This is a genomic window from Streptomyces lucensis JCM 4490, from assembly GCF_014650035.1.
Classification (GTDB): Bacteria; Actinomycetota; Actinomycetes; order Streptomycetales; family Streptomycetaceae; genus Streptomyces; species Streptomyces lucensis.
Window position 1 is genome coordinate 384,885 of the sequence record NZ_BMUE01000005.1, and the last position, 19,799, is coordinate 404,683.

Genomic DNA, 19,799 nt, shown 5'->3' on the forward strand with positions numbered 1-19,799 from the left:
ACTGCCCCCTGACGACCGTCGGGGCCGCCAGCCTGACCCACTCGGGGTCGTGGCGGCCCGGCAGGGTGCGGCCCCGGTCGGCCCAGGTCCGCATGAGATCGCGGTAGATGGGCGGGTCCTGCGGCGGCGCCGGGGGCGACGCCAGGACCGGAAGCGATTCCGTCGGGCGCGGGACGAAGATGCGGCGCTGACGCCCGGTCGCCGAGTACGTGGGGGTCATGCCCTGGCAACGCGGCAGCGGCCGCGGAGGTCACCGCCCGGCTGAATCGAGCGTCAGTCCACGACCGTCGGGCCCGGCCCCACGGGCCGGACCCGGAGGTCCGGGACGCACCGGACCCGCACCACGGCTCGCGAGCCGTGGTGCGGGTCGTCGGCGAACGGCACCGGGGTCCGCTCCGGACGGAGTCAGGCGGCCTGGCGGCGCATCGCCGGCGTGCGCATCGGGCGCGAGCCCGGACCGCCGACGTGGGAGAAGGGCTGCGTCCGCCAGTCCAGGCCCTGGGGGAGCGTCAGCAGCAGGGCGGTGTCCTGCTCCTGCGGCTCGCAGGACTCGTCCGCGGAGCGGGCGTCGGCCGCCGCGCGGCCCGTGCCCGCGCAGACCGTGAGCCCGAACGGGTTCCACGGCGAGGCGCACAGGGCGTGCTCCGGCAGCACTTCCTCGTCCGCCAGCAGCGCGATCGGCTGCGCGCAGTCCGGGCAGATCACCCGGTACATCTCGAAGGTGTCGTAGGTGTCCAGTTCGTCGTCGAGCGCGTCGGGTTCGACGCCCTCCGGCTCGGGCTCGACGACGGGCTGCCTCTTGGACACGGACCGACCAGGACGCTTCACACTCTGCATGGGATTCTCCCCCTAAGGCTGGGCCGTGACGGCGCTGCGGCCTCGACCACACCAAGCACTTCCCGCCGGCCCCTGGCGGTAATCACGAGAACATCACGGAGCCGGTTCCCTGCGTGTGGCGTTCGTCACATGCCGCGAGCAGGTGCCCGCGAGACGGCCGGTACGGCGCATTTTTGTATCGAACCGGCCATGACCTGCGCTCTCGGCTACCCGCGACGATCAGGCGCCCTGTAGGTTTTGGCGCCATGGAGGAGCTGGACCGTCAAATCGTGCAGCTGCTCGTCAAGGACGGGCGGATGAGCTACACAGACCTGGGCAAGGCCACGGGCCTGTCCACGTCGGCCGTGCACCAGCGCGTGCGCCGGCTCGAACAGCGTGGCGTCATCCGCGGTTACGCCGCGGTCGTCGACCCCGAGGCCGTCGGGCTGCCGCTCACCGCGTTCATCTCGGTGAAGCCGTTCGACCCCAGCGCTCCCGACGACATCTCGGACCGGCTCGCCGACGTCCCCGAGATCGAGGCCTGCCACAGCGTCGCGGGCGACGAGAACTACATCCTCAAAGTGCGGGTGTCCACCCCGCACGAGCTGGAGGAACTGCTGGCCCGCCTGCGTTCCCTGGCGGGAGTCTCCACCCGCACGACGGTGGTGCTCTCCACGCCGTACGAGGCGCGCCCGCCGAAGATCTGACGCGGGGGCGGCGGGCTCGGCCCGGCCGGTGATCCCGGCCGGCGCGCGCCGCCGGACAGCACCCGGCGACGCGCCGCCCCGGTGCCGGGGGTCTCCCGCGGACGCGAGAGACTGTTGCCATGAGTGAGCAGCCGGCCGACGCCCGTACCGTTCTCCTGCGCCGGGGAGAAGTGCACAGCCCCGCCGATCCCTTCGCCACCGCGATGGTGGTGGAGCGCGGCCAGGTCGCCTGGGTCGGTTCCGAGGGCGCGGCCGACGCCTTCGCCGGCGGCGTGGACGAGGTGGTCGACCTCGACGGCGCCCTGGTCACCCCGGCCTTCACCGACGCCCACGTGCACACCACCGCCACCGGCCTCGCGCTGACCGGCCTCGACCTCTCCGGCGTGCCTTCCCTGGAGGAGGCGCTCGCCCAGGTCCGCGCGTTCGCCGCCGCCCGACCCGGCGACCGGGTCCTGCTGGGCCACGGCTGGGACGCCGCCCGCTGGCCCGGCGGCCGCCCGCCCACGCGCGCCGAGCTGGACGAGGCGACCGGCGGCCGTCCGCTGTACCTCTCCCGGATCGACGTGCACTCGGCGGTCGTCACCACCGCCCTGCTGGACCTGGTGCCCGGCGTGGTCCCGCGCGACGACGCCCCCCTCACCCGGGATGCCCACCACACCGTCCGTGAGGCCGCCCTCGCGGCCGTCACCCCGGCCCAGCGTGCCGAGGCCCAGCGTGCCGCCCTCGCCCACGCGGCCTCCCTGGGCATCGGCTCCGTGCACGAGTGCGGCGGCCCGCAGATCTCCTCCGAGGACGACTTCACCGCCCTGCTGGACCTCGCCGCCGGGGCCCCCGGGCCCCGCGTCGTGGGCTACTGGGCCGAACAGGACGTCGAGAAGGCGCGCGAGCTCGGTGCCGCGGGCGCCGCGGGCGACCTCTTCGCCGACGGCGCCCTCGGTTCGCACACCGCCTGCCTGCACGAGACGTACGCCGACGCCGCCCACACCGGCACCGCCTACCTGGACGCCGACGCCGTGGCCGCCCATGTCGTCGCCTGCACCGAGGCGGGGCTGCAGGCCGGCTTCCACGCCATCGGCGACGCCGCCGTGAGCGCCGTCGTCGAAGGGGTCCGCGCCGCCGCCGAGAAGGTCGGCCTGACCCGCGTCCGGGCCGCCCGCCACCGCGTCGAGCACGCCGAGATGCTCACCCCCGAGACCGTCGCCGCCTTCGCCGAACTCGGTCTGACCGCCTCCGTGCAGCCCGCCTTCGACGCCCTGTGGGGCGGCGCCGACGGCATGTACGCCCAGCGCCTCGGCGCCGAGCGGGCCCGCACCCTCAACCCCTTCGCGGCCCTCCTGCGGGCCGGTGTGCCCCTGGCGTTCGGCTCCGACAGCCCGGTCACCCCGCTCGACCCCTGGGGCACGGTCCGTGCCGCCGCCTTCCACCACACGCCCGAGCACCGGATCTCCGTGCGGGCCGCCTTCACCGCCCACACGCGCGGCGGCTGGCGTGCCGTCGGGCGGGACGACGCGGGCGTCCTGGTGCCCGGCGCGCCCGCCGACTACGCCGTCTGGCGTACCGACGAGCTGGTCGTGCAGGCCCCCGACGACCGGGTGGCCCGCTGGTCGACCGACCCGCGCTCCGGCACTCCCGGCCTGCCCGACCTGACCCCGGGCCGCGACCTGCCGGTCTGCCTGCGCACCGTGGTGGGCGGACGGACGGTGTTCGTACGGCCGGGCGAGTGATCTCCCGGGGCGGCGCGCCGGTGATCGTTTCCGGCCGCCGCGTCGCCCGACCTGCGCATCCTCCGCACTCAGCGTGATGGAACGGTTGTTTGTGCAGGTCACAGGGGTATTGACAGTCGGCGGCCGGGGGCCGGTAGGTTCGGCGGAGTCCACCACCGGACACCCGACCGGGGAGCGTTCGCGCAACTCGTCGCGGCACCGCTGGGTCAGGGACGGTGTTCCGCACCGGGGCGCCGTCGCTGACAGCCAGGCCCAGCGCCCGCGCCGACGAGGGAACGCTCCGGCCGGTCGGCCAGGTGTGACCCGGGTGGGGCCCGGGCGCTCAGTAGACAACGGCTTTCGGTCGACCCGCAGCCAGCGGGTCCCAGGTCGGCCCGAAGGGCGCCGGGCCCCCATCCGTCGAGGGACGCGGGTGCCGAAACTGGTGTTCTTACCCCGCTTTTGCGAAAAGGACACCACCGTACGAAAGAGTCGGCACGTCATCCCAGGCCGCGGCCACTAAGGTGGATCCCTGAGTACGAGTCGAAGGGGCAGTAGTGAACGACGGCGACGGGACCTTGGCGGCCAATGCCCAGGGGAGGCAGTTCGGTCCGCTCGGCACGGCCTTGGTGATCATCCCGACCTACAACGAGGCGGAGAACATCAAGTCCATCGTCGGCCGGGTGCGCAAGGCCGTCCCCGAGGCGCACGTACTCATCGCGGACGACAACAGCCCCGACGGCACCGGCAAGCTCGCCGACGAACTGGCCGCCGAGGACGAGCACGTCCAGGTGCTGCACCGCAAGGGCAAGGAGGGCCTGGGCGCCGCCTACCTGGCGGGCTTCCGCTGGGGCCTGGAGCGCGACTACGGCGTGCTGGTCGAGATGGACGCCGACGGCTCCCATCAGCCGGAGGAGCTGCCGCGCCTGCTCACCGCCCTCAAGGGCGCCGACCTGGTACTGGGCTCCCGCTGGGTGCCCGGGGGCCGGGTGGTGAACTGGCCCAAGTCCCGTGAGTTCATCTCCCGCGGCGGCAGCCTCTACTCCCGGCTCGCCCTCGATCTGCCGCTGCGCGACATCACCGGCGGCTACCGCGCCTTCCGCCGGGAGACCCTGCAGGGCCTGGGGCTGGACGAGGTCGCCTCGCAGGGCTACTGCTTCCAGGTCGACCTGGCCCGCCGCGCGGTCAAGGCCGGTTTCCACGTGGTCGAGGTGCCGATCACCTTCGTCGAACGGGAACTCGGCGACTCCAAGATGAGCAAGGACATCCTTGTCGAGGCCCTGTGGCGGGTGACCGTCTGGGGTGCGGGCGAGCGCGTCGGGAAGGTCACCGGCAGGGGCGGGCAGGCCCGGCGGACACCGCCCGGCTCCGACTGATCCACCCCTTATCCCGCGCTGAGGCGCTGCCGGGCACACTGGAAGCATGACGACTGGCGCTCCGACCTCTTCGTACACCGCCCGGCCCCGGCGCTCCCGGCTGCGCAGGTTCCTGCCGCTGGGCGTCGCCGCCTGGCTGGTGCTGGAGATCTGGCTGCTGACGGTGGTCGCGGACGCGGCGGGCGGTCCCACCGTGTTCCTGCTCCTCGTCGCGGGCCTGGTGGCCGGCTCCGTGGTCATCAAGCGGGCCGGCCGTCGTGCCTTCCAGAGCCTGAACGAGGCGCTGCAGCGGGGCGGCTCGCCCGAGCGCGGCGGCGGCAACGGCCTGGCGATGCTCGGCGGGCTGCTGCTCATTCTTCCCGGCCTGGTGTCGGACGTGGCGGGTCTGCTCCTGCTCCTGCCGCCGGTCCGTAAGGCCGTCGGCCGCTACGCGGAGGGCGCCCTGGACAAGAGGCTGAGCCGGGCCGCCTCCGGCGGCCTGGGCGACGCCTTCCAGCAGGTCCGCATCCACCGCCCCGACGGAAAGGTCGTTCAGGGCGAGGTCGTCCGGGAGGAACGCCCGGAGCCGGGGGAGCGGCGCCCGCCGCTGACGCGGTGAACCCACGCGCCCCCGTCGGGGGCGCACCCGGACACGAAACCGCGGGCGCCGTACGTGAAATTCACGTACGGCGCCCGCGGTGTACTCGTGATGTGCTGTTATGCGGACTTGCGGCTGTCGCGAGGGTGAACCGCGATGTTCATCGCCCCCGAGCGCAGAACCGCCAGGCGCTCCTCGAGGACCTCTTCGAGTTCCTCACGGGTGCGCCGCTCCATCAGCATGTCCCAATGGGTACGCGCGGGCTTGGCCTTCTTCTCCTCAGGGCCGTCACCGTCGACCAGGAGTGCCTGGGCCCCGCAGACCTTGCACTCCCACTCCGGCGGGATCTCCGCCTCGACCGAGAAGGGCATCTCGAACCGGTGCCCCTTCTCGCATGCGTACTCCACGGCCTGGCGCGGAGCCAGGTCGATACCGCGGTCCGTCTCGTAGCTGGTCACTACGAGGCGCGTACCGCGAAGAGCTCGCTCACTCATGAATCGTGCCTCCCGGGCTTGTCGCCCACAGGACAGGTGTCGCTGTCGTCGTCATCCGGTCAACGTCCGGTCGGCGGTAAAGATTCCCGTTCCGGGTCATGCGTCGCCGTCGTAGCCGCCCCTTGTTCTACCCACAGGCGCCCGGTTTGTCACATCTGCTAGCAGATGTCACCTAGCGTTTCGGCTTCTTTGACGCGCAGTAACGGTCCGCCTGGCAGGCCAAACGCGTACACTACCGCCCTTTCGTGTTGAACGCTAAATCGGAGCTAGATCCTCTCCGGTACCGGGTTACCCGCCTCGCCGATCGCACGCCGAACCGGGACCCGCGCGAGCAGGGCGAAACCGATCACGAAGAACACCACCAGCGAGACGATCGCGGAGCGGTAGCTTCCCGTCAGCTGGTAGGTCAGGCCGAACAGCAGCGGCCCGAGCCAGCTCATCCCCCGGTCGCTCATCTCGTACGCCGAGAAGTACTCGGCCTCCTTGCCCGGCGGCACCAGATGGGAGAACAGCGACCGGGACAGCGCCTGGCTGCCGCCCAGCACCAGCCCGATACCGCCGGCGAGCACGAAGAACCAGACGGGGGCACCGGCCGGCAGGAAGTACCCGGCCGCGAGCGTGAGGGTCCAGGCCACCAATGAGCCGAGGATCGTGCGCCGGGCGCCGTACGTGCGGGCCAGCCGCCCCATCGCGAGCGCCCCGGCCACGGCCAGCACCTGCACCAGCAGCACGGCGCCGATGAGCGTCGACTGCCCGAGTCCCAGTTCCTCGGAGCCGTAGACCGACGCCTGCGAGATCACCGTCTGGATGCCGTCGTTGTAGACGAGGTACGCGAGCAGGAAGGCGAGCGTGAGCGGATGCCGGCGCATGTCCCGGACCGTCGCCGCGAACTGCCGCGGTCCCGGCGCCGTGGCCCGCTCGACGCGCGCGTGCCGGTCGCGCAGCATGCGCAGCGGTACGAGCGTGAAGGCACCCCACCACAGTCCCGCCGAGGCCAGGCAGACGCGGACCGCGGCCGTCTCGGACAGGCCGAAGGAGTCGTGCGCGGAGTACAGGACCAGGTTCGCGACGAGGACCAGGGAACCCGCCGCGTAGCCGAAGGCCCAGCCCCTCGAGGAGACCGCGTCGCGCTGCTCGGGCGGCGCTATCTGCGGCAGGTAGGAGTTGTAGAGCATCATCGCGACGGACTGCGCCGCGTTGGCCACGACGAGCAGGATCCCGCCGAGCAGGTACCGGTCGCCGTCGAGGAAGAACATGCCGGCGGTGGCGGCCGCCCCGGTGTAGGCCGCCGCGGCGAGCAGCGGCTTCTTGCGCCCCGTGCGGTCCGCCCTGCCGCCCACCAGGGGCATGGCGACCACGGCCACGATCACCGACAGCGACACCGCGTAGGCGAAGAAGGAACCGGCCCGGACCGGCACGCCCAGCGGATGCACATAGCCCCCGGCGTCCGCCGCGTGCTCGGCGACCGAGGTGAGGTAGGGCCCCAGGAACACCGTGAGGACGCTCGTCGAGTAGACCGAGCACGCCCAGTCGTAGAAATACCAGCCGCGCTGTTCCCGCCTGAGACCGGCGGGGTCGTCCGCCGTCTCGGTGCGCAGGGTGCCGATGCCCACCCGTGCCCTCGCTTCCCCGCCGAAGTGCCGTGCGAAGGCGGGCCGCCGGCGCCGGGCGGTCAGACCCAGACGCCGCGCTCCTCCATGACCTTGCGCAACGTGTCGATGTGATCGGTCATGATGCCATCGACGCCGAGGTCGAGGAGCCGGTGCATCCGCTCCGGCTCGTTGACCGTCCACACGTGCACCTGGAGCCCACGCGCATGGGCGGCGCGCACGAAACGGGGGTCGACCACGGGGACACCGGACTGGGCCTCGGGCACCTGCGCGGCGACGGCGGACCGGCGCACCGCGGCCGGCACCCCCCACGATCGCAGCCGCAGGCTGAGCACCCCGCGCGTGCCGAACGACGTGGCGAGGCGCGGCCCCGCCAGCCGCTGGGCCCGCAGCACCCGCGCCTCGGAGAAGGAACCCGCGCAGACCCGGTCCCACGCGCCCGTGCGCTCGACCAGCTCCAGCAGGGGACGCAGCGCGGACTCCGCCTTGATGTCGACGTTCCAGCGGACCTCGGGGAACGTCTCCAGCAGCTCCTCGAACAGCGGCACCGGCTCGCGGCCTGCCACGCGCGCGTGCCGTACGTCCGCCCACTCCAGGTCCGCGATCCGCCCCGCCCCGTCGGTGACCCGGTCCAGGGTCGCGTCGTGGAAGGCGACGAGCCGCCCGTCCGCCGTGGCGTGCACGTCGGTCTCCATGTAGCGGTAGCCCAGCTCCACCGCACGCCGGAACTGCGCCACGGTGTTCTCCAGCCCGTCGGCCGCGCCGCCGCGGTGGGCGAAGGCGATCGGCCCCGGGTGGTCGAGGTACGGGTGGCGCAGGCGCGGTGTCGTGAGGGTCACCCCGGCAGTATCGCCCCCTGAGGTGTCGCGGTGGCAACGACCGTGCTGCCCGCGGGTGCCGGCGCGAAGGCGAACATCCGCAGGAACAGCTGGGCCAGCGGCCCGATGGAGACGGCGTACAGCACCGTGCCCACTCCGATGGTGCCGCCCAGCACGAATCCGGTGACCACCACCGCCACCTCGACCGCCGTCCGCATCAGCCGGATCGAGCGGCCGGTGCGCCGGTGCAGGCCCGTCATCAGCCCGTCGCGCGGGCCCGGGCCGAAGCTCGCCGCGATGTACAGGCCGGTGGCCACGCCGTTCAGCACGATCCCGGCGAGCAGCAGCGGGACCCGTACGGCGAGGGAGTGCGCGTCCGGGACGAGCGCGAGCGTGCCGTCCATGGCCAGGCCGACGACGAAGACGTTGGACACCGTGCCGAGCCCCGGGCGCTGGCGCAGCGGGATCCACAGGAGCAGCACCGCCGCTCCCACGACGATCGACACCACGCCGATGGTCAGTCCGGTCAGTGCCGCGAGCCCCTGGTTCAGCACGTTCCAGGGCTCGAGGCCCAGGCCCGCCTCCACGAGCAGCGCGGAACTCGCGCCGTACAGCACGAGTCCGGCGTACAGCTGGATCAGTCGTCGTCCCAGACGGACCCGAGTGGACACGAGATACCCCCCTGACTGGTGGCGGTGGCCTGACGCATGTCACTCTGTGGCTCGGGATGCATCGTCATCCATGGCCAATCCGGGGAAGGTGGACTGATCTTCATGGCGCATTGGACCTCTGCGATGGGGGCCGCGCAACTCGCGCGGCTCCTCGGTTCCCAGCAGGAACGGCCCGCCGGCCCCGGCACCCGCCGCCCGCCCGCCTACCGCGCCCTCGCCGACGGCATCCGGCTCCTGGTCCTCGAGGGCCGCGTCCCGGTGGCCGCCCGCCTCCCCGCCGAACGCGAACTGGCCCTCGCCCTCTCCGTCAGCCGCACCACGGTCGCCGCCGCCTACGAGGCGCTGCGGACCGAGGGCTTCCTGGAGTCCCGGCGCGGAGCCGGCAGCTGGACCGCCGTACCGGCGGGCAATCCGCTGCCGGCCCGGGGCCTGGAGCCGCTGCCCCCGGAGGCCCTCGGCTCGGTGATCGACCTCGGCTGCGCCTCGCTCCCGGCCCCCGAACCGTGGCTCACCCGTGCCGTACAGGGCGCCCTGGAGGAACTGCCGCCCTACGCCCACACACACGGCGACTACCCGGCCGGGCTGCCCGCCCTGCGCTCGATGATCGCCGAGCGCTACACCGCGCGTGGCATCCCCACCATGCCCGAGCAGATCATGGTGACGACCGGCGCGATGGGCGCGATCGACGCGATCTGCCACCTCTTCGCGGGCCGCGGGGAACGCATCGCCGTCGAGTCGCCGTCCTACGCCAACATCCTCCAGCTGATGCGGGAGGCGGGCGCGCGTCTCGTGCCCGTGGCCATGGCCGACGGGCTGGCCGGGTGGGACATGGACCGCTGGCGCCAGGTTCTGCGCGAGGCCGCGCCGCGCCTCGCCTACGTCGTCGCCGACTTCCACAACCCGACCGGTGCGCTCGCCGACGACGACCAGCGGCGCCGGCTGGTGGACGCGGCCCGCTCGGCCGGCTCGGTCCTCATCGCCGACGAGACGATGAGCGAGCTGTGGCTGGAGGAGGGCTTCGAAGGCGCCATGCCGCGTCCGGTGTGCGGCTTCGACCCGGCCGGTTCCACGGTGATCACGGTCGGCTCCGCCAGCAAGGCGTTCTGGGCGGGCATGCGGATCGGCTGGGTCCGCGCGGCCCCGGACGTCATCCGCAGCCTGGTCGCGGCGCGCGCCTACGCCGACCTGGGCACCCCGGTGCTGGAACAGCTCGCCGTGAACTGGCTCTTCAGCACCGGCGGCTGGGAGCAGGCGGTCGAGCTGCGCCGCGAACAGGCCCGGGAGAACCGGGACGCCCTGGTGGCCGCGGTCCGCCGGGAACTGCCCGACTGGGAGTTCCACGTCCCACAGGGCGGCCTGACCCTGTGGGTCCGCGCCGGCGGCCTGTCCGGCTCCCGCCTCGCGGAAGCGGGCGAGCGGGTCGGTGTCCGCGTGCCCTCAGGTCCTCGTTTCGGGGTCGATGGTGCCTTCGAGGGTTATGTGCGCCTTCCGTTCACGGTCGGGGGAGCGGTGGCGGAGGAGGCGGCGACCCGGCTGGCCGCCGCGGCCCACCTGGTGAGGACGGGCGCCACCGGTGCCACGGAGGCCCCCCGCACGTTCGTGGCGTGACGTAGCTGCTGGCAGTCGTGCCGCTGGGGCGGCACGGGTGGGCGCAGCGGCGGGGCGAGAGACAACACCGCCCCACCGCAGCAGGGCCCGGCTCAGCCCTCGGCCGCCAGCGCCTCCGCGGCCGCGACCGGCTTCGTCGGATCCGCCACCGCCACCGCCTCCGCGGCGACCGGCCCCGCGTCCGCCGGCGTACTCCGCGGCGGCAGCAACTCCAGCACGGCCTGCCGATCCGCGTCGCTCGTCGCGTCGTCGTACGGATCCGGCGTACGCGGCACCTGCAGCCGGTGCACCGGACCGTAGCCCAGCCGGGCGTACCCCCGCCCCGGCGGCAGGTGCGTCAGCGCCGCCGTCGGCGGCCGCGTCCCGAGCACCGCCTCCACCTGCCGCGACGGTGCCGACCCGAGTACCACCCGCGCGCGCGTGTGCTGCCGCACCACGTCGCTCAGCGCCTCCGCGTTGTCGAACTGCTCGGCCACGACCACGGTCACGTTCGCCGCGCGGCCGTGCCGCAGCGGTACCTGGAGCAGCGCCTGCGGATCCCTGCGGCCCTCCGCGGCCGCGAGGTGCGCGAAGACGCCCGGGCGGTCCAGGAGGATCCACAGCGGACGCCGGGTGTCCGGCGGCGGCGGGTCGCCGGCCTGGCGGGCCAGGTCGGTCGCGACGAGCCGCCGCTCGGTCTCCTGCGCGGCCCATTCCAGGCTGGCCAGCGCCCCGGCGAGGGCGCACTCCACGGCCAGCACGCCGTCCCGGCCGGTCAGGCTCGCGTACTCGCCGGTGCCGCCGCCGTCGACGATCAGGACGTCGCCGTGCTCCAGGGCCTGGAGGGCGACGGAGCGCAGCAGCGTCGAGGTGCCGCTGCCGGGCTGTCCCATGGCCAGCAGGTGCGGCTCGGTGGAGCGGATGCCGGTGCGCCACACGACCGGCGGGACGTCGACCTGTTCCTCTCCGTACGCGAGCGGGAGCGTGCGCCGGACCTCGCTGGGGTCGGTGAAGCCGAGGACGGTCTCGCCGGGCGTGGTGACGAAGCGCTGGGCGGCGATGTCGGCGGGCAGCGGGGCGAGCACGGTGACGGTGAGCTGGTTGCCCTCCTCGTCCCACGCGAAGTGGTACTCGCGGCCCCGCCCGGCCTTCGCGGCCAGCAGTCGCTCGACGCGTGCGCGGGCCTCGGGCTCGCCGTCCGGGAAGTAGGCGGGATAGCGGATCACGAGATGGCCGACGCGCCCCGTGTCGTCGAACTCGTGTGCGGTGAACGCCTTGTCCCACTCCCCGCCGTGGGCGTACAGCGGCGCCGGGTCCTCGGGGCCGGCGAAGTACGGCACCAGGGCCTCGTACAGCGCCCGCAGCCGTTCGGCCTGGGACTCGTCGGGCCCCTCGTCGGCCGGCGGAGTGCGATCGCGGCCCTGCCAGGCCGCCGCCGCCATCACGGTGATGACGGCGAGCAGCGGACCGTAGGGGACGAGCACCACCAGGAGGAACACCGAGGCCACCAGGAACAGCAGTGGCCCGCGCCTGTCCTTCGGCGTCTGCGCCCACTTGCGCCGCCCGGCCGAGGCCAGCAGGCCCAGGCCGCGCGAGACGGTGATCAGCGGGTGGAGGACGTCGGTGGCGCTGTCCGCCGCCGTCCGGGCCAGCTCCCGGCTCCGGGCGATCTGCGCCCGGGCGATCTGTGCGCTGTCCTTGCTCAGAATGCGGGGAAGAGGGCGCCGGGCCACTGCTGTCTCCTGATGGTGCGATCGGTCGGGACTTGCGGCGTCAGAACTTGATGCCGCCGAGGAGGCTCGCCAGGCTCTCGCCGCCGGCCTTGATGCTCGGTGCGATGGCCGTGCTGGAGAGGTAGAAACCGAACAGGGCCGAGACGCACGCGTGCGAGCCCTTGAGGCCGTCCTTGCGGAAGAAGAGGAACACGATGACGCCGAGCAGGACGACGCCGGACATGGAGAGGATCATTGGGGGCCTCCTGGTGTCGAGGGGGACAGTCACCCTGAGTTCTTCCAGGATCACAGCATGTATCTATACGATTAAAGGTGCAACCGGGTGAAATCCGGATGATTTCCCCCGCCTGGCGGAGCCCTCACGAACCCCTTTGACCAGGCCTGTTGCCTTCGGTGGCGTCCGCTGGTGATCTTTACCTCGGGCACATCGGGTCATGTGCGGCGGAAGCCAGTACGCTGGCGATTCACTCGTACGGCTGCGCTCCGCTCGCTGCCGTACGCTCCCTGCACCACCGAAGTTCCGAGGAGAGGCGGTCCCGCCGATGAGTGAAGTTCCCGACCCCGAGGTCGTGGAGCTGGCGACCAAGATCTTCGATCTGGCCCGGCAGGGGCGGACCGAGGCGCTCGTGGCGTACGTCGACGCGGGTGTTCCGGCAGACCTCACCAACGACCGGGGCGACTCCCTCGTGATGCTCGCCGCCTACCACGGCCACGCCGGCACGGTGAAGGCCCTGCTCGCCCGTGGCGCGGAGGCGGACCGCGTCAACGACCGGGGCCAGACCCCGCTCGCGGGGGCCGTCTTCAAGGGCGGGACGGATGTGATCAAGGTCCTCCTGGAGGGCGGAGCCGACCCCTCGGCCGGAACGCCGTCGGCCGTCGACACGGCACGGATGTTCGACAAGAAGGACCTTCTGGAACTGTTCGGCGTCAACTGACCCGAACGACCTGACCAGGGACGACACGGAAAACGGGGGAGGCGGTAAAGGGCCGCCGGAAATACGGTCGCGGCAGCTCACAGCGCGGGTCATCATGACGTCGTGATTCACGGACGCGATGGCTGGGCAGGTGTTGCCGCACCGCGCGGACCGTGATGCGGTCCGCATGGGCCACCGACGAGAGGCAGAGAGAGATGGTCTACAGCAAGCAAGAGACGGCGGGCGCTCCGACGTTGTGTCACGTGGCCAGGTAGTGCGTGTTCCCCGGTTGCGTCGACGCTTGATGTGAGGCTGTTTCCCATGTTCGATCCGGTCATAGCGCCGAGCGGCACACTGCTCGGCCTCCTGCAGAGAGGCCGCGGCGACGGCACGCTGCACGCGCTCACCGCCCCCCGCGCCGAAGCGCTCGCGGCGCTCCACCACTGCGTGCTGCGCGACCCCCGCCACGACTGGCAGGTGGAGAACCGCTCCCTGTACTACGCCCGGCTCTACCTCGACCTGAACGGCGAGCTGGACGCCATCGAGGCGCACCTCTTCGACCCCGAGGACGTCCTCGACACCGACGAGTCCCGCACCGGCCTCGCGCTGGCCGTGCTCGGGCACCTCGCCTCCTACGGCAGGCGGGACGCGCTCGAACTGCTGCGCAGGTACGCCGCCCACGGCTCCAGCTGGGCCTGGGCCCTGGACGAGCTGGCCCTGAGAGACGACGACGCGGGCCTGCGCGCCCTCGCCGCGCCCGTCCTGGCCCGATTCTCCACCGATCCGGAAGGCGAGGCCGAGCTGGCCGCCGCCGTACGCGACGCCTTCGAGCCGCGCCCCTGGCGGCTGTGGGCCGAGGATCCGCGCGAATCGATCGCCACGCGCGTGCGGGCGGCCCAGGAGACCGGCTGTTTCGACCGCTGGCAGCGGCAGATGCGGCCCACCGGCCCGCGCCCCGGCTGGAGCGTGCGAGCCGTCTTCGAGTGGGCCCAGCAGGGCATGGAGCGCGGGGCCGCCCTCCACGTCCCCGCCGCGCGCTGTCTGGTCGCCGTGGCCGGACCCGAGGACCGGCCCGAGATCCTCGCGGCCGCGCGGAACGGCGCCGACGGAGCCCGCTGCACCGCACTGCGCTACCTCGCCGAGGGCAACGATCCCGAGGCCCTCGACCTGATCGAGGCCGCGGTCGTCGACGGCACGGCGCCCGTCGCGGAGGCCGCCGTCGACGCCTTCGAACGGATGCGCAGTGTCGCCGCCGTCGACCGGGCGCGCGGCTGGGCCCAGCGCCCCGACGCGCTCGGCGCCGCCGCCGGACGCATGCTCGCCTGCCGTGGCGGCGCACAGGACAGCGACCTCGTCCTGGGCGCGCTCCGCGAGGCCGTACGCGGTGAGGGGCCCGACGCGCCCACCCTGTGGAGCCTGGTCGACGGCGCCGGACGCCTGGGCATCGCCTGCGCGGCGCCCGTGCTGCGCCACATCTACCGTGAGACGGCCTCCTCCCACCTGCGCGGCCGCGCCGCCCGCGCCCTGGCCGCCACCGACCCCTCCTTCGCCACCGGCTTCGCCGTCGAATGCCTCTGGGACTGCGAGGAGACCACCCGCGAAGTCGCCGCCCGGCACGCCGAGACCGGTGACGCCCGGGTCGTGGAGCGACTGCGCCGTCTGGCCTCCGACCCGGCCGAGGAGGACGAGGTGCAGACGGCGGTGCGCAGCCGTTTCGGACCCGACGGCACAGCCGGCTGACCCCAAGACGGCACCCGGCCCGGGCGGACGACCGCCTTCTGGGTGAACACCGGATGACCGGCGGGTCAGGCGGCCATGACGGCCGTCTGACCCGCTCGGGTGCGGACCCCGTGTTTCGTGCGGCCTTCCCCGCACGGAAGGCGCGGAGGTGACGCGGGCACGTCCAGCACGGCGGCAACACCCGTGTGCGTGTCGTCGCCGTGACCGGATCACCTGGTTCCCCCCGGCGGCGCCGTGGATCAGCGCCTCCGTACCGGTACGAAGCGGACCGGGGTGCCCGGCACCGCCTGCGCGGCCGCCGGCAGGTCGGCGGCGCGGACCACCGCGATCACCGGGTAGCCGCCGGTCGTCGGATGGTCCGCCAGGAAGACCACCGGACGTCCGTCCGGCGGGACCTGGACCGCGCCGAGGACCATGCCCTCGCTCGGCAGTTCACCGGTGCGGGCCCGCTCCAGCCCGGGTCCCTCGGTGCGCAGGCCGATGCGGTTGCTCGACGGCGACACCCGGTACGCGCGCGTGGTGAGGTCCCTGACCGCCCGGTCCGTGAACCAGTCCGCGCGCGGCCCCGGGGTCACCCGGAGCACGAGGTGGGCCGGCGGGCGCGGCTGCGGGGCGCCGTCCACCCGCGCGGGAGGCCCGGGCGATGGGCCGAGCGGCAGCACCGTGCCGTCGGTGAGCGGCGCCGGTCCCAGGCCGGACAGCAGGTCCGTGGCCCGGCTGCCGAGAACCGGCTCCACGGCGACGCCGCCGGAGACGGCCAGGTAACTGCGCACCCCGGCGATGGCCGCCCCCGCCTCCAGCAGCTCACCGGCCGGCACCACGACCGGGGCGCCCCACGCGGCCGGCCGGCCGCCCACCGCGACCGGGCAGGGCGCGCCGCCCACCGCGACGGTCACCGTGGAACGGGCGCGCACCGCACAGCCGTCGAGGGTCGTCTCCAGGACGGCGGCGTCCGGCGGGTTGCCGACGAGCCGGTTGACGAGCGCGGCCGCGGGCGGGTCGAGCGCCCCGGAGCGGGGCACGCCCAGATGCGCGTACCCCGGCCGCCCGAGGTCCTGCACCGTCGTCAGCGCCCCGGCCCGCTCGACGACGATCGAACGGTCACTCATGCGTCCTCCCCGGGGCCGGACCATCAGTGAGGGACGCTCCGGCCGGCTGCCCTTTCCGGGCCCGGGGCCCGGGCGTGCGGCCCGTCGCGTGGGCCGTCCGGGTGCGGCAGGCGGGCACGGGCGGCCCGGCCACGGGTACGCGCGGCCCGGTCACACGCCCTCCGCCGGTACGAACCGCACGCGTACTCCCGGCGCCAGCAGGGCGGCGGGCACGCGCGCGTGGTCCCACAGCACCGCGTCCGTGGTGCCGATCAGCTGCCAGCCGCCCGGCGAGGAACGCGGGTACACGCCCGTGTAAGGGCCCGCGAGGGCCACGGCGCCGGCCGGGACCGCCGTGCGCGGGGTGGCCCGGCGCGGGAGGTCGTACCGCGCCGGCAAGCCGGTCAGGTAGCCGAAGCCGGGCGCGAACCCGCAGAAGGCCACCGTGAACTCGGTGCCCGCGTGGATGCGGGCCACCTCGCGTTCGGGCACGTGCCAGTGCGCCGCCACCTCCGCGAGGTCCGGGCCGTCGTACCGTACGGGCAGTTCGACCAGCTCACGCGCGCGGGAAGGCGGCGGCGGCACCTCCCAGGAGGCCAGTTCGCGCACCCGGCGGGCCGGGTCGTCCAGTCCGTCGAGCAGGACCGTCCGGGCCGCCGGGACGATCTCCCGGACGGTCAGCAGGCCCTGCGCGCGGCGCCGCAGCACCTCGGCGTGCAGGGCCCGTGCCTCCTCGTCCGAGGACACCTCCACCAGCAGCGCGTCGTCGCCGACCGGAAGCGCCCTCACGCGAACGCCTCCAGCCGCACTCCCGCGGTCACCAGCCGCTCGCGCACCCGGCGGGCCAGTTCCACCGCGCCCGGGGTGTCACCGTGCAGGCACAGCGAGCGGGCACGCACCTCGATGCGCGCGCCGGAGTGCGCGGTGACAGCGCCGGAGCGCGCGAGGCTCACCGAGCGCTCCACGACGGACTCCGGGTCCGTCACCACGGCGCCCTCACGGCCGCGCGGCACCAGGGTGCCCCCGTCGGTGTACGCGCGATCCGCGAACGCCTCGGCGACGGCCGGCAGCCCCGCCTCGGCGGCCAGCGCCAGCAGACGCGAGCCGGGCAGGCCCAGCACCGGCAGCGAGGCGTCCGCGAGGAGCACGCCGTCGACCACGGCACGAGCCTGTTCCGCGTCGTCGACGACCCGGTTGTAGAGCGCGCCGTGCGGCTTGACGTACGCCACGCGCGCCCCGGCGGCGCGCGCGAACACCTCCAGCGCGCCGATCTGGTAGGCGATCTCGGCCGCCAGCTCCGCGGGCGGCACGTCCATCGCGCGCCGCCCGAACCCGGCGAGATCCCGGTAGGAGACCTGCGCGCCGATCGTCACCCCCCGCGCGGCCGCCAGTTCGCACACCCGGCGCATGGTGGCCGCGTCCCCGGCGTGGAACCCGCAGGCCACGTTGGCGCTGGTGACGACGGACAGCAGCTGTTCGTCGTCGGTCAGCCGCCAGCGGCCGAAGCCCTCGCCGAGGTCGGCGTTCAGATCGATCACGGTCATGGTGGTCTCGTGTCTCCGGTTCTCGTGAGGACGGGGCCGGCCGGCCTCGGTCGACGCCGGCCGGCCGGTACTGCTCGTCGCGGGCGCGGGTCAGGAACCTCCGGTCCGGCGCGTGGGCGACGGCGGACGGCGGCGGCAGGCCGTCACGGCCGCCCGCCGGGTCGCTCCGCGGTCCCCGGTGCGCCGCGTCCGCGTCACGACAGCTCCTTCCCGCGGGTCTCCGGCAGGCCGAGCAGCGCCAGCGCCGCGAGGCCGTAGCCGATCGCGCCGAAGACCAGCGCGCCGCCCACCCCCCAGCTGTCGGCGAGGAAGCCCACCAGCGTGGGGAACACCGCGCCCACCGCGCGGCCGGTGTTGTACGCGAAGCCCTGGCCGGTGCCGCGCACCGCCGTCGGGTACAGCTCGCTCAGATAGGAACCGAAGCCGCTGAAGATGGCCGACATGCAGAAGCCGAGCGGGAAGCCGAGCACCAGCAGCAGGGTGCCGGCGCCTTCCGGGATGTGCGCGTACGCCAGCACGCAACCGGCCGACAGCAGCGCGAACAGCCAGATGTTGTTCCGCCTGCCGAGCCGGTCGGTGAGGTGACCGCCGGTCAGGTAACCGAGGAACGCGCCGGAGATCAGGAGGGTCAGATAGCCGCCGGTGCCGACGACCGACAGGCCGCGCTCGGACTTCAGGTACGTCGGCACCCATGTCGCGAGCGTGTAGTAGCCGCCCTGCACGCCCGTGGAGAGCAGGCTCGCGAACACCGTGGTGCGCAGCAGGCCGGGGGCGCCGTCCCGGCCCGGCCGGAAGATCGCCGTGAAGGAGCCCCGCACCGAGGCCTGTTCCCGGACCGCGGTCGCCGTGGGGGCGTCGTGCACCCGTCGGCGCAGCCACACCACCAGCAGCGCGGGCAGCGCGCCGGTCCAGAACATGATCCGCCAGGCCAGAGCGTCGCCGGCGAGGGAGAAGACCAGCGTGTAGACGAGCGCCGCGAGCGCCCAGCCGACCGCCCAGGAGCTCTGGACCGCGCCGAGCGTGCGCCCCCGGTGCCGTGCGCTCGCGTACTCGGCCACCAGGATGGCCCCGACCGCCCACTCGCCGCCGAACCCGAGCCCCTGCAGCGCGCGGAAGACCAGCAGCGTCTCGTAGGTGGGCGCGAAGCCGCAGGCCACGGTGAACACGGCGTACGTGATCACCGTGATCATCAGGGCCCGGACCCGCCCCACCCGGTCCGCGACGATGCCCGCCACGGCACCGCCGATCGCCGAGACCACCAGCGTGACGGTGGTGAACAGCCCGGTCTGTCCGCTGTTCAGGCCGAAGTGCGCCGCGAGCGTCACCATGCTCAGCGGCAGCGTGAAGTAGTCGTAGGAATCCAGGGCGTACCCGCCGAAAGCGCCGGCGAAGGCCTGCCGGCCGTCCCGGCCGAGGGCCCGCAGCCAGCCGAACGGGCCGCCCTCGGCGGCGTGTTCGGTTCGAGCCGGGCCTATGCCCCGGGTTGCGGACCGTGGCGGTGGAGTCGTGCTCATGGGCACCTCGCAGAAGGAGGACGAAGGGTGCGGGAAGTGAGCCGTGCCGTGCGGAGCAACGTAGAGGATCGTTCAACGATCCCTCAATACCCACGTTGTCTCGTGCCGTTGTCTGCGATTCAATTCCGGGCATGGCAGAGCAGCTGGCGGGACTGGCCGACGACCGTGCCCTCCTGGGGCGCACCAGCACGGCCGAGAGGGTTTCGGACATCCTCAGAAGCCGCATCGCCGACGGGTACTTCCCGCCCGGAACCCGGCTGTCGGAGGACAGCATCGGCGGGGCGCTCGGGGTGTCCCGCAACACACTGCGCGAGGCGTTCCGGCTGCTCACACACGAACGCCTGCTGGTCCACGAACTCAACCGCGGCGTGTTCGTCCGGGTCCTCACCGTCGAGGACGTCGAGGACATCTACCGCACCCGCTCCCTCGTCGAGTGCGCCGTCGTCCGGGGCCTGGGCGACCCGCCGTATCTGCTCCGGGAACTGGCTTCGGCGGTCGCCGAAGGCGATGCGGCGGCGGCCGAGAATGACTGGAAAGCGATGGGTACCGCCAACATCCACTTCCACCAGGAGCTGGTCGCCCTCGCCGGCAGCGAGCGCACCGACGAGCTGATGCGCAGCGTCTTCGCCGAGCTGAGGCTGGCCTTCCACGTCGTCGACGACCCGCGGCGGCTGCACGAGCCCTACCTCGCCCGCAACCGCCGGATCCTGCAGGCGCTCCAGGCCGGTGACCGGCGCGGCGCGGAGGAGCTGCTGCAGACCTACCTCGCGGACTCCCTGGCACGGATGGTGCAGGTGTACCGCCGCCGGGTCGGCGAAGAGCCCGCCCGGTAGGAGCACGCCCCGGAGGCACGGGGAACCGCGCGGCCGGCCGCGGGCGGCCCGCGCCCCGGCGGCGGCCCCGCTCC

At 73.6% G+C, this 19,799-nt stretch carries 19 protein-coding genes; 8 read left to right on the forward strand and 11 right to left on the reverse strand.

The window, feature by feature from the left end:
* Positions 1 to 405 precede the first annotated feature (405 nt).
* Positions 406 to 837: a hypothetical protein gene (locus IE177_RS14995; protein ID WP_190015812.1), complete on the reverse strand. Its 432-nt coding sequence runs from the start codon at positions 835 to 837 to the stop codon at positions 406 to 408.
* Between the two features lie 245 nt (positions 838 to 1,082).
* Between IE177_RS14995 and IE177_RS15000 the strand changes: the two genes are divergently transcribed.
* The 4 genes from IE177_RS15000 to fxsA all read left to right on the forward strand — a co-directional run bounded on the left by IE177_RS15000 (position 1,083) and on the right by fxsA (position 5,200).
* Positions 1,083 to 1,523, forward strand: coding sequence for an Lrp/AsnC family transcriptional regulator (locus tag IE177_RS15000; RefSeq protein ID WP_190015813.1), 441 nt, complete (start codon positions 1,083 to 1,085; stop codon positions 1,521 to 1,523).
* A gap of 119 nt (positions 1,524 to 1,642) precedes the next feature.
* Complete coding sequence (locus tag IE177_RS15005; RefSeq protein ID WP_190015814.1) at positions 1,643 to 3,247, forward strand: amidohydrolase; 1,605 nt, start codon at positions 1,643 to 1,645, stop codon at positions 3,245 to 3,247.
* Positions 3,248 to 3,783: 536 nt separating this feature from the next.
* The gene (locus IE177_RS15010; protein WP_190015815.1) at positions 3,784 to 4,602 is read left to right on the forward strand and encodes a polyprenol monophosphomannose synthase; all 819 of its coding nucleotides are present in this window, start codon (positions 3,784 to 3,786) and stop codon (positions 4,600 to 4,602) included.
* Positions 4,603 to 4,648: 46 nt separating this feature from the next.
* Complete coding sequence (gene fxsA, locus IE177_RS15015) at positions 4,649 to 5,200, forward strand: FxsA family membrane protein (protein ID WP_190015816.1); 552 nt, start codon at positions 4,649 to 4,651, stop codon at positions 5,198 to 5,200.
* 98 nt (positions 5,201 to 5,298) lie between these two features.
* Here fxsA and IE177_RS15020 read toward each other — a convergent pair whose 3' ends face one another.
* From IE177_RS15020 to yczE, 4 genes are all read right to left on the reverse strand, one after another.
* A complete protein-coding gene (locus tag IE177_RS15020; RefSeq protein WP_003977404.1) occupies positions 5,299 to 5,673 on the reverse strand; it encodes an RNA polymerase-binding protein RbpA in 375 nt (124 codons plus the stop codon).
* Positions 5,674 to 5,939: 266 nt separating this feature from the next.
* On the reverse strand, positions 5,940 to 7,286 hold the full coding sequence (locus tag IE177_RS15025; protein ID WP_190015817.1) for an MFS transporter: 1,347 nt from the start codon (positions 7,284 to 7,286) through the stop codon (positions 5,940 to 5,942).
* Between the two features lie 59 nt (positions 7,287 to 7,345).
* A complete protein-coding gene (locus tag IE177_RS15030; RefSeq protein WP_190015818.1) occupies positions 7,346 to 8,122 on the reverse strand; it encodes a glycerophosphodiester phosphodiesterase family protein in 777 nt (258 codons plus the stop codon).
* Positions 8,119 to 8,772, reverse strand: coding sequence for a membrane protein YczE (gene yczE, locus IE177_RS15035; protein WP_190015819.1), 654 nt, complete (start codon positions 8,770 to 8,772; stop codon positions 8,119 to 8,121). The genes IE177_RS15030 and yczE overlap by 4 nt, the downstream gene beginning before the upstream one ends.
* Positions 8,773 to 8,874: 102 nt before the next feature.
* Here yczE and IE177_RS15040 point away from each other — a divergent pair, with 102 nt between their 5' ends.
* Positions 8,875 to 10,380 (forward strand): SCO1417 family PLP biosynthesis transcription factor, encoded by a 1,506-nt coding sequence (locus IE177_RS15040; protein WP_190015820.1) that lies wholly within the window; start codon positions 8,875 to 8,877, stop codon positions 10,378 to 10,380.
* Between the two features lie 92 nt (positions 10,381 to 10,472).
* On the opposite strand, the gene IE177_RS15045 is transcribed toward IE177_RS15040, so the two are convergent.
* A complete protein-coding gene (locus tag IE177_RS15045) occupies positions 10,473 to 12,092 on the reverse strand; it encodes a hypothetical protein (RefSeq protein WP_190015821.1) in 1,620 nt (539 codons plus the stop codon).
* Positions 12,093 to 12,132: 40 nt separating this feature from the next.
* The gene (locus IE177_RS15050) at positions 12,133 to 12,327 is read right to left on the reverse strand and encodes a hypothetical protein (RefSeq protein ID WP_190015822.1); all 195 of its coding nucleotides are present in this window, start codon (positions 12,325 to 12,327) and stop codon (positions 12,133 to 12,135) included.
* 307 nt (positions 12,328 to 12,634) lie between these two features.
* Here IE177_RS15050 and IE177_RS15055 point away from each other — a divergent pair, with 307 nt between their 5' ends.
* Both IE177_RS15055 and IE177_RS15060 read left to right on the forward strand, forming a co-directional pair.
* On the forward strand, positions 12,635 to 13,027 hold the full coding sequence (locus IE177_RS15055; RefSeq protein ID WP_190015823.1) for an ankyrin repeat domain-containing protein: 393 nt from the start codon (positions 12,635 to 12,637) through the stop codon (positions 13,025 to 13,027).
* A gap of 300 nt (positions 13,028 to 13,327) precedes the next feature.
* Entirely contained in the window at positions 13,328 to 14,746 is a 1,419-nt protein-coding gene (locus IE177_RS15060) for a HEAT repeat domain-containing protein (protein ID WP_190015824.1), read from the forward strand.
* 239 nt (positions 14,747 to 14,985) lie between these two features.
* Here IE177_RS15060 and IE177_RS15065 read toward each other — a convergent pair whose 3' ends face one another.
* From IE177_RS15065 to IE177_RS15080, 4 genes are all read right to left on the reverse strand, one after another.
* Positions 14,986 to 15,855 carry a 5-oxoprolinase subunit C family protein gene (locus IE177_RS15065; RefSeq protein ID WP_190015825.1) on the reverse strand — a complete coding sequence of 290 codons (870 nt, stop codon included), beginning with the start codon at positions 15,853 to 15,855 and terminating at the stop codon, positions 14,986 to 14,988.
* A 150-nt stretch (positions 15,856 to 16,005) separates the two neighbouring features.
* A complete protein-coding gene (locus tag IE177_RS15070) occupies positions 16,006 to 16,623 on the reverse strand; it encodes a 5-oxoprolinase subunit B family protein (protein ID WP_190015826.1) in 618 nt (205 codons plus the stop codon).
* The gene (locus IE177_RS15075; RefSeq protein WP_190015827.1) at positions 16,620 to 17,378 is read right to left on the reverse strand and encodes a LamB/YcsF family protein; all 759 of its coding nucleotides are present in this window, start codon (positions 17,376 to 17,378) and stop codon (positions 16,620 to 16,622) included. The genes IE177_RS15070 and IE177_RS15075 overlap by 4 nt, the downstream gene beginning before the upstream one ends.
* A 194-nt stretch (positions 17,379 to 17,572) precedes the next feature.
* Entirely contained in the window at positions 17,573 to 18,892 is a 1,320-nt protein-coding gene (locus tag IE177_RS15080) for an MFS transporter (protein ID WP_190015828.1), read from the reverse strand.
* Between the two features lie 131 nt (positions 18,893 to 19,023).
* On the opposite strand from IE177_RS15080, the gene IE177_RS15085 reads away from it, so the two are divergent.
* Complete coding sequence (locus IE177_RS15085) at positions 19,024 to 19,725, forward strand: GntR family transcriptional regulator (protein ID WP_190015829.1); 702 nt, start codon at positions 19,024 to 19,026, stop codon at positions 19,723 to 19,725.
* The last annotated feature ends 74 nt before the right edge of the window (positions 19,726 to 19,799 follow it).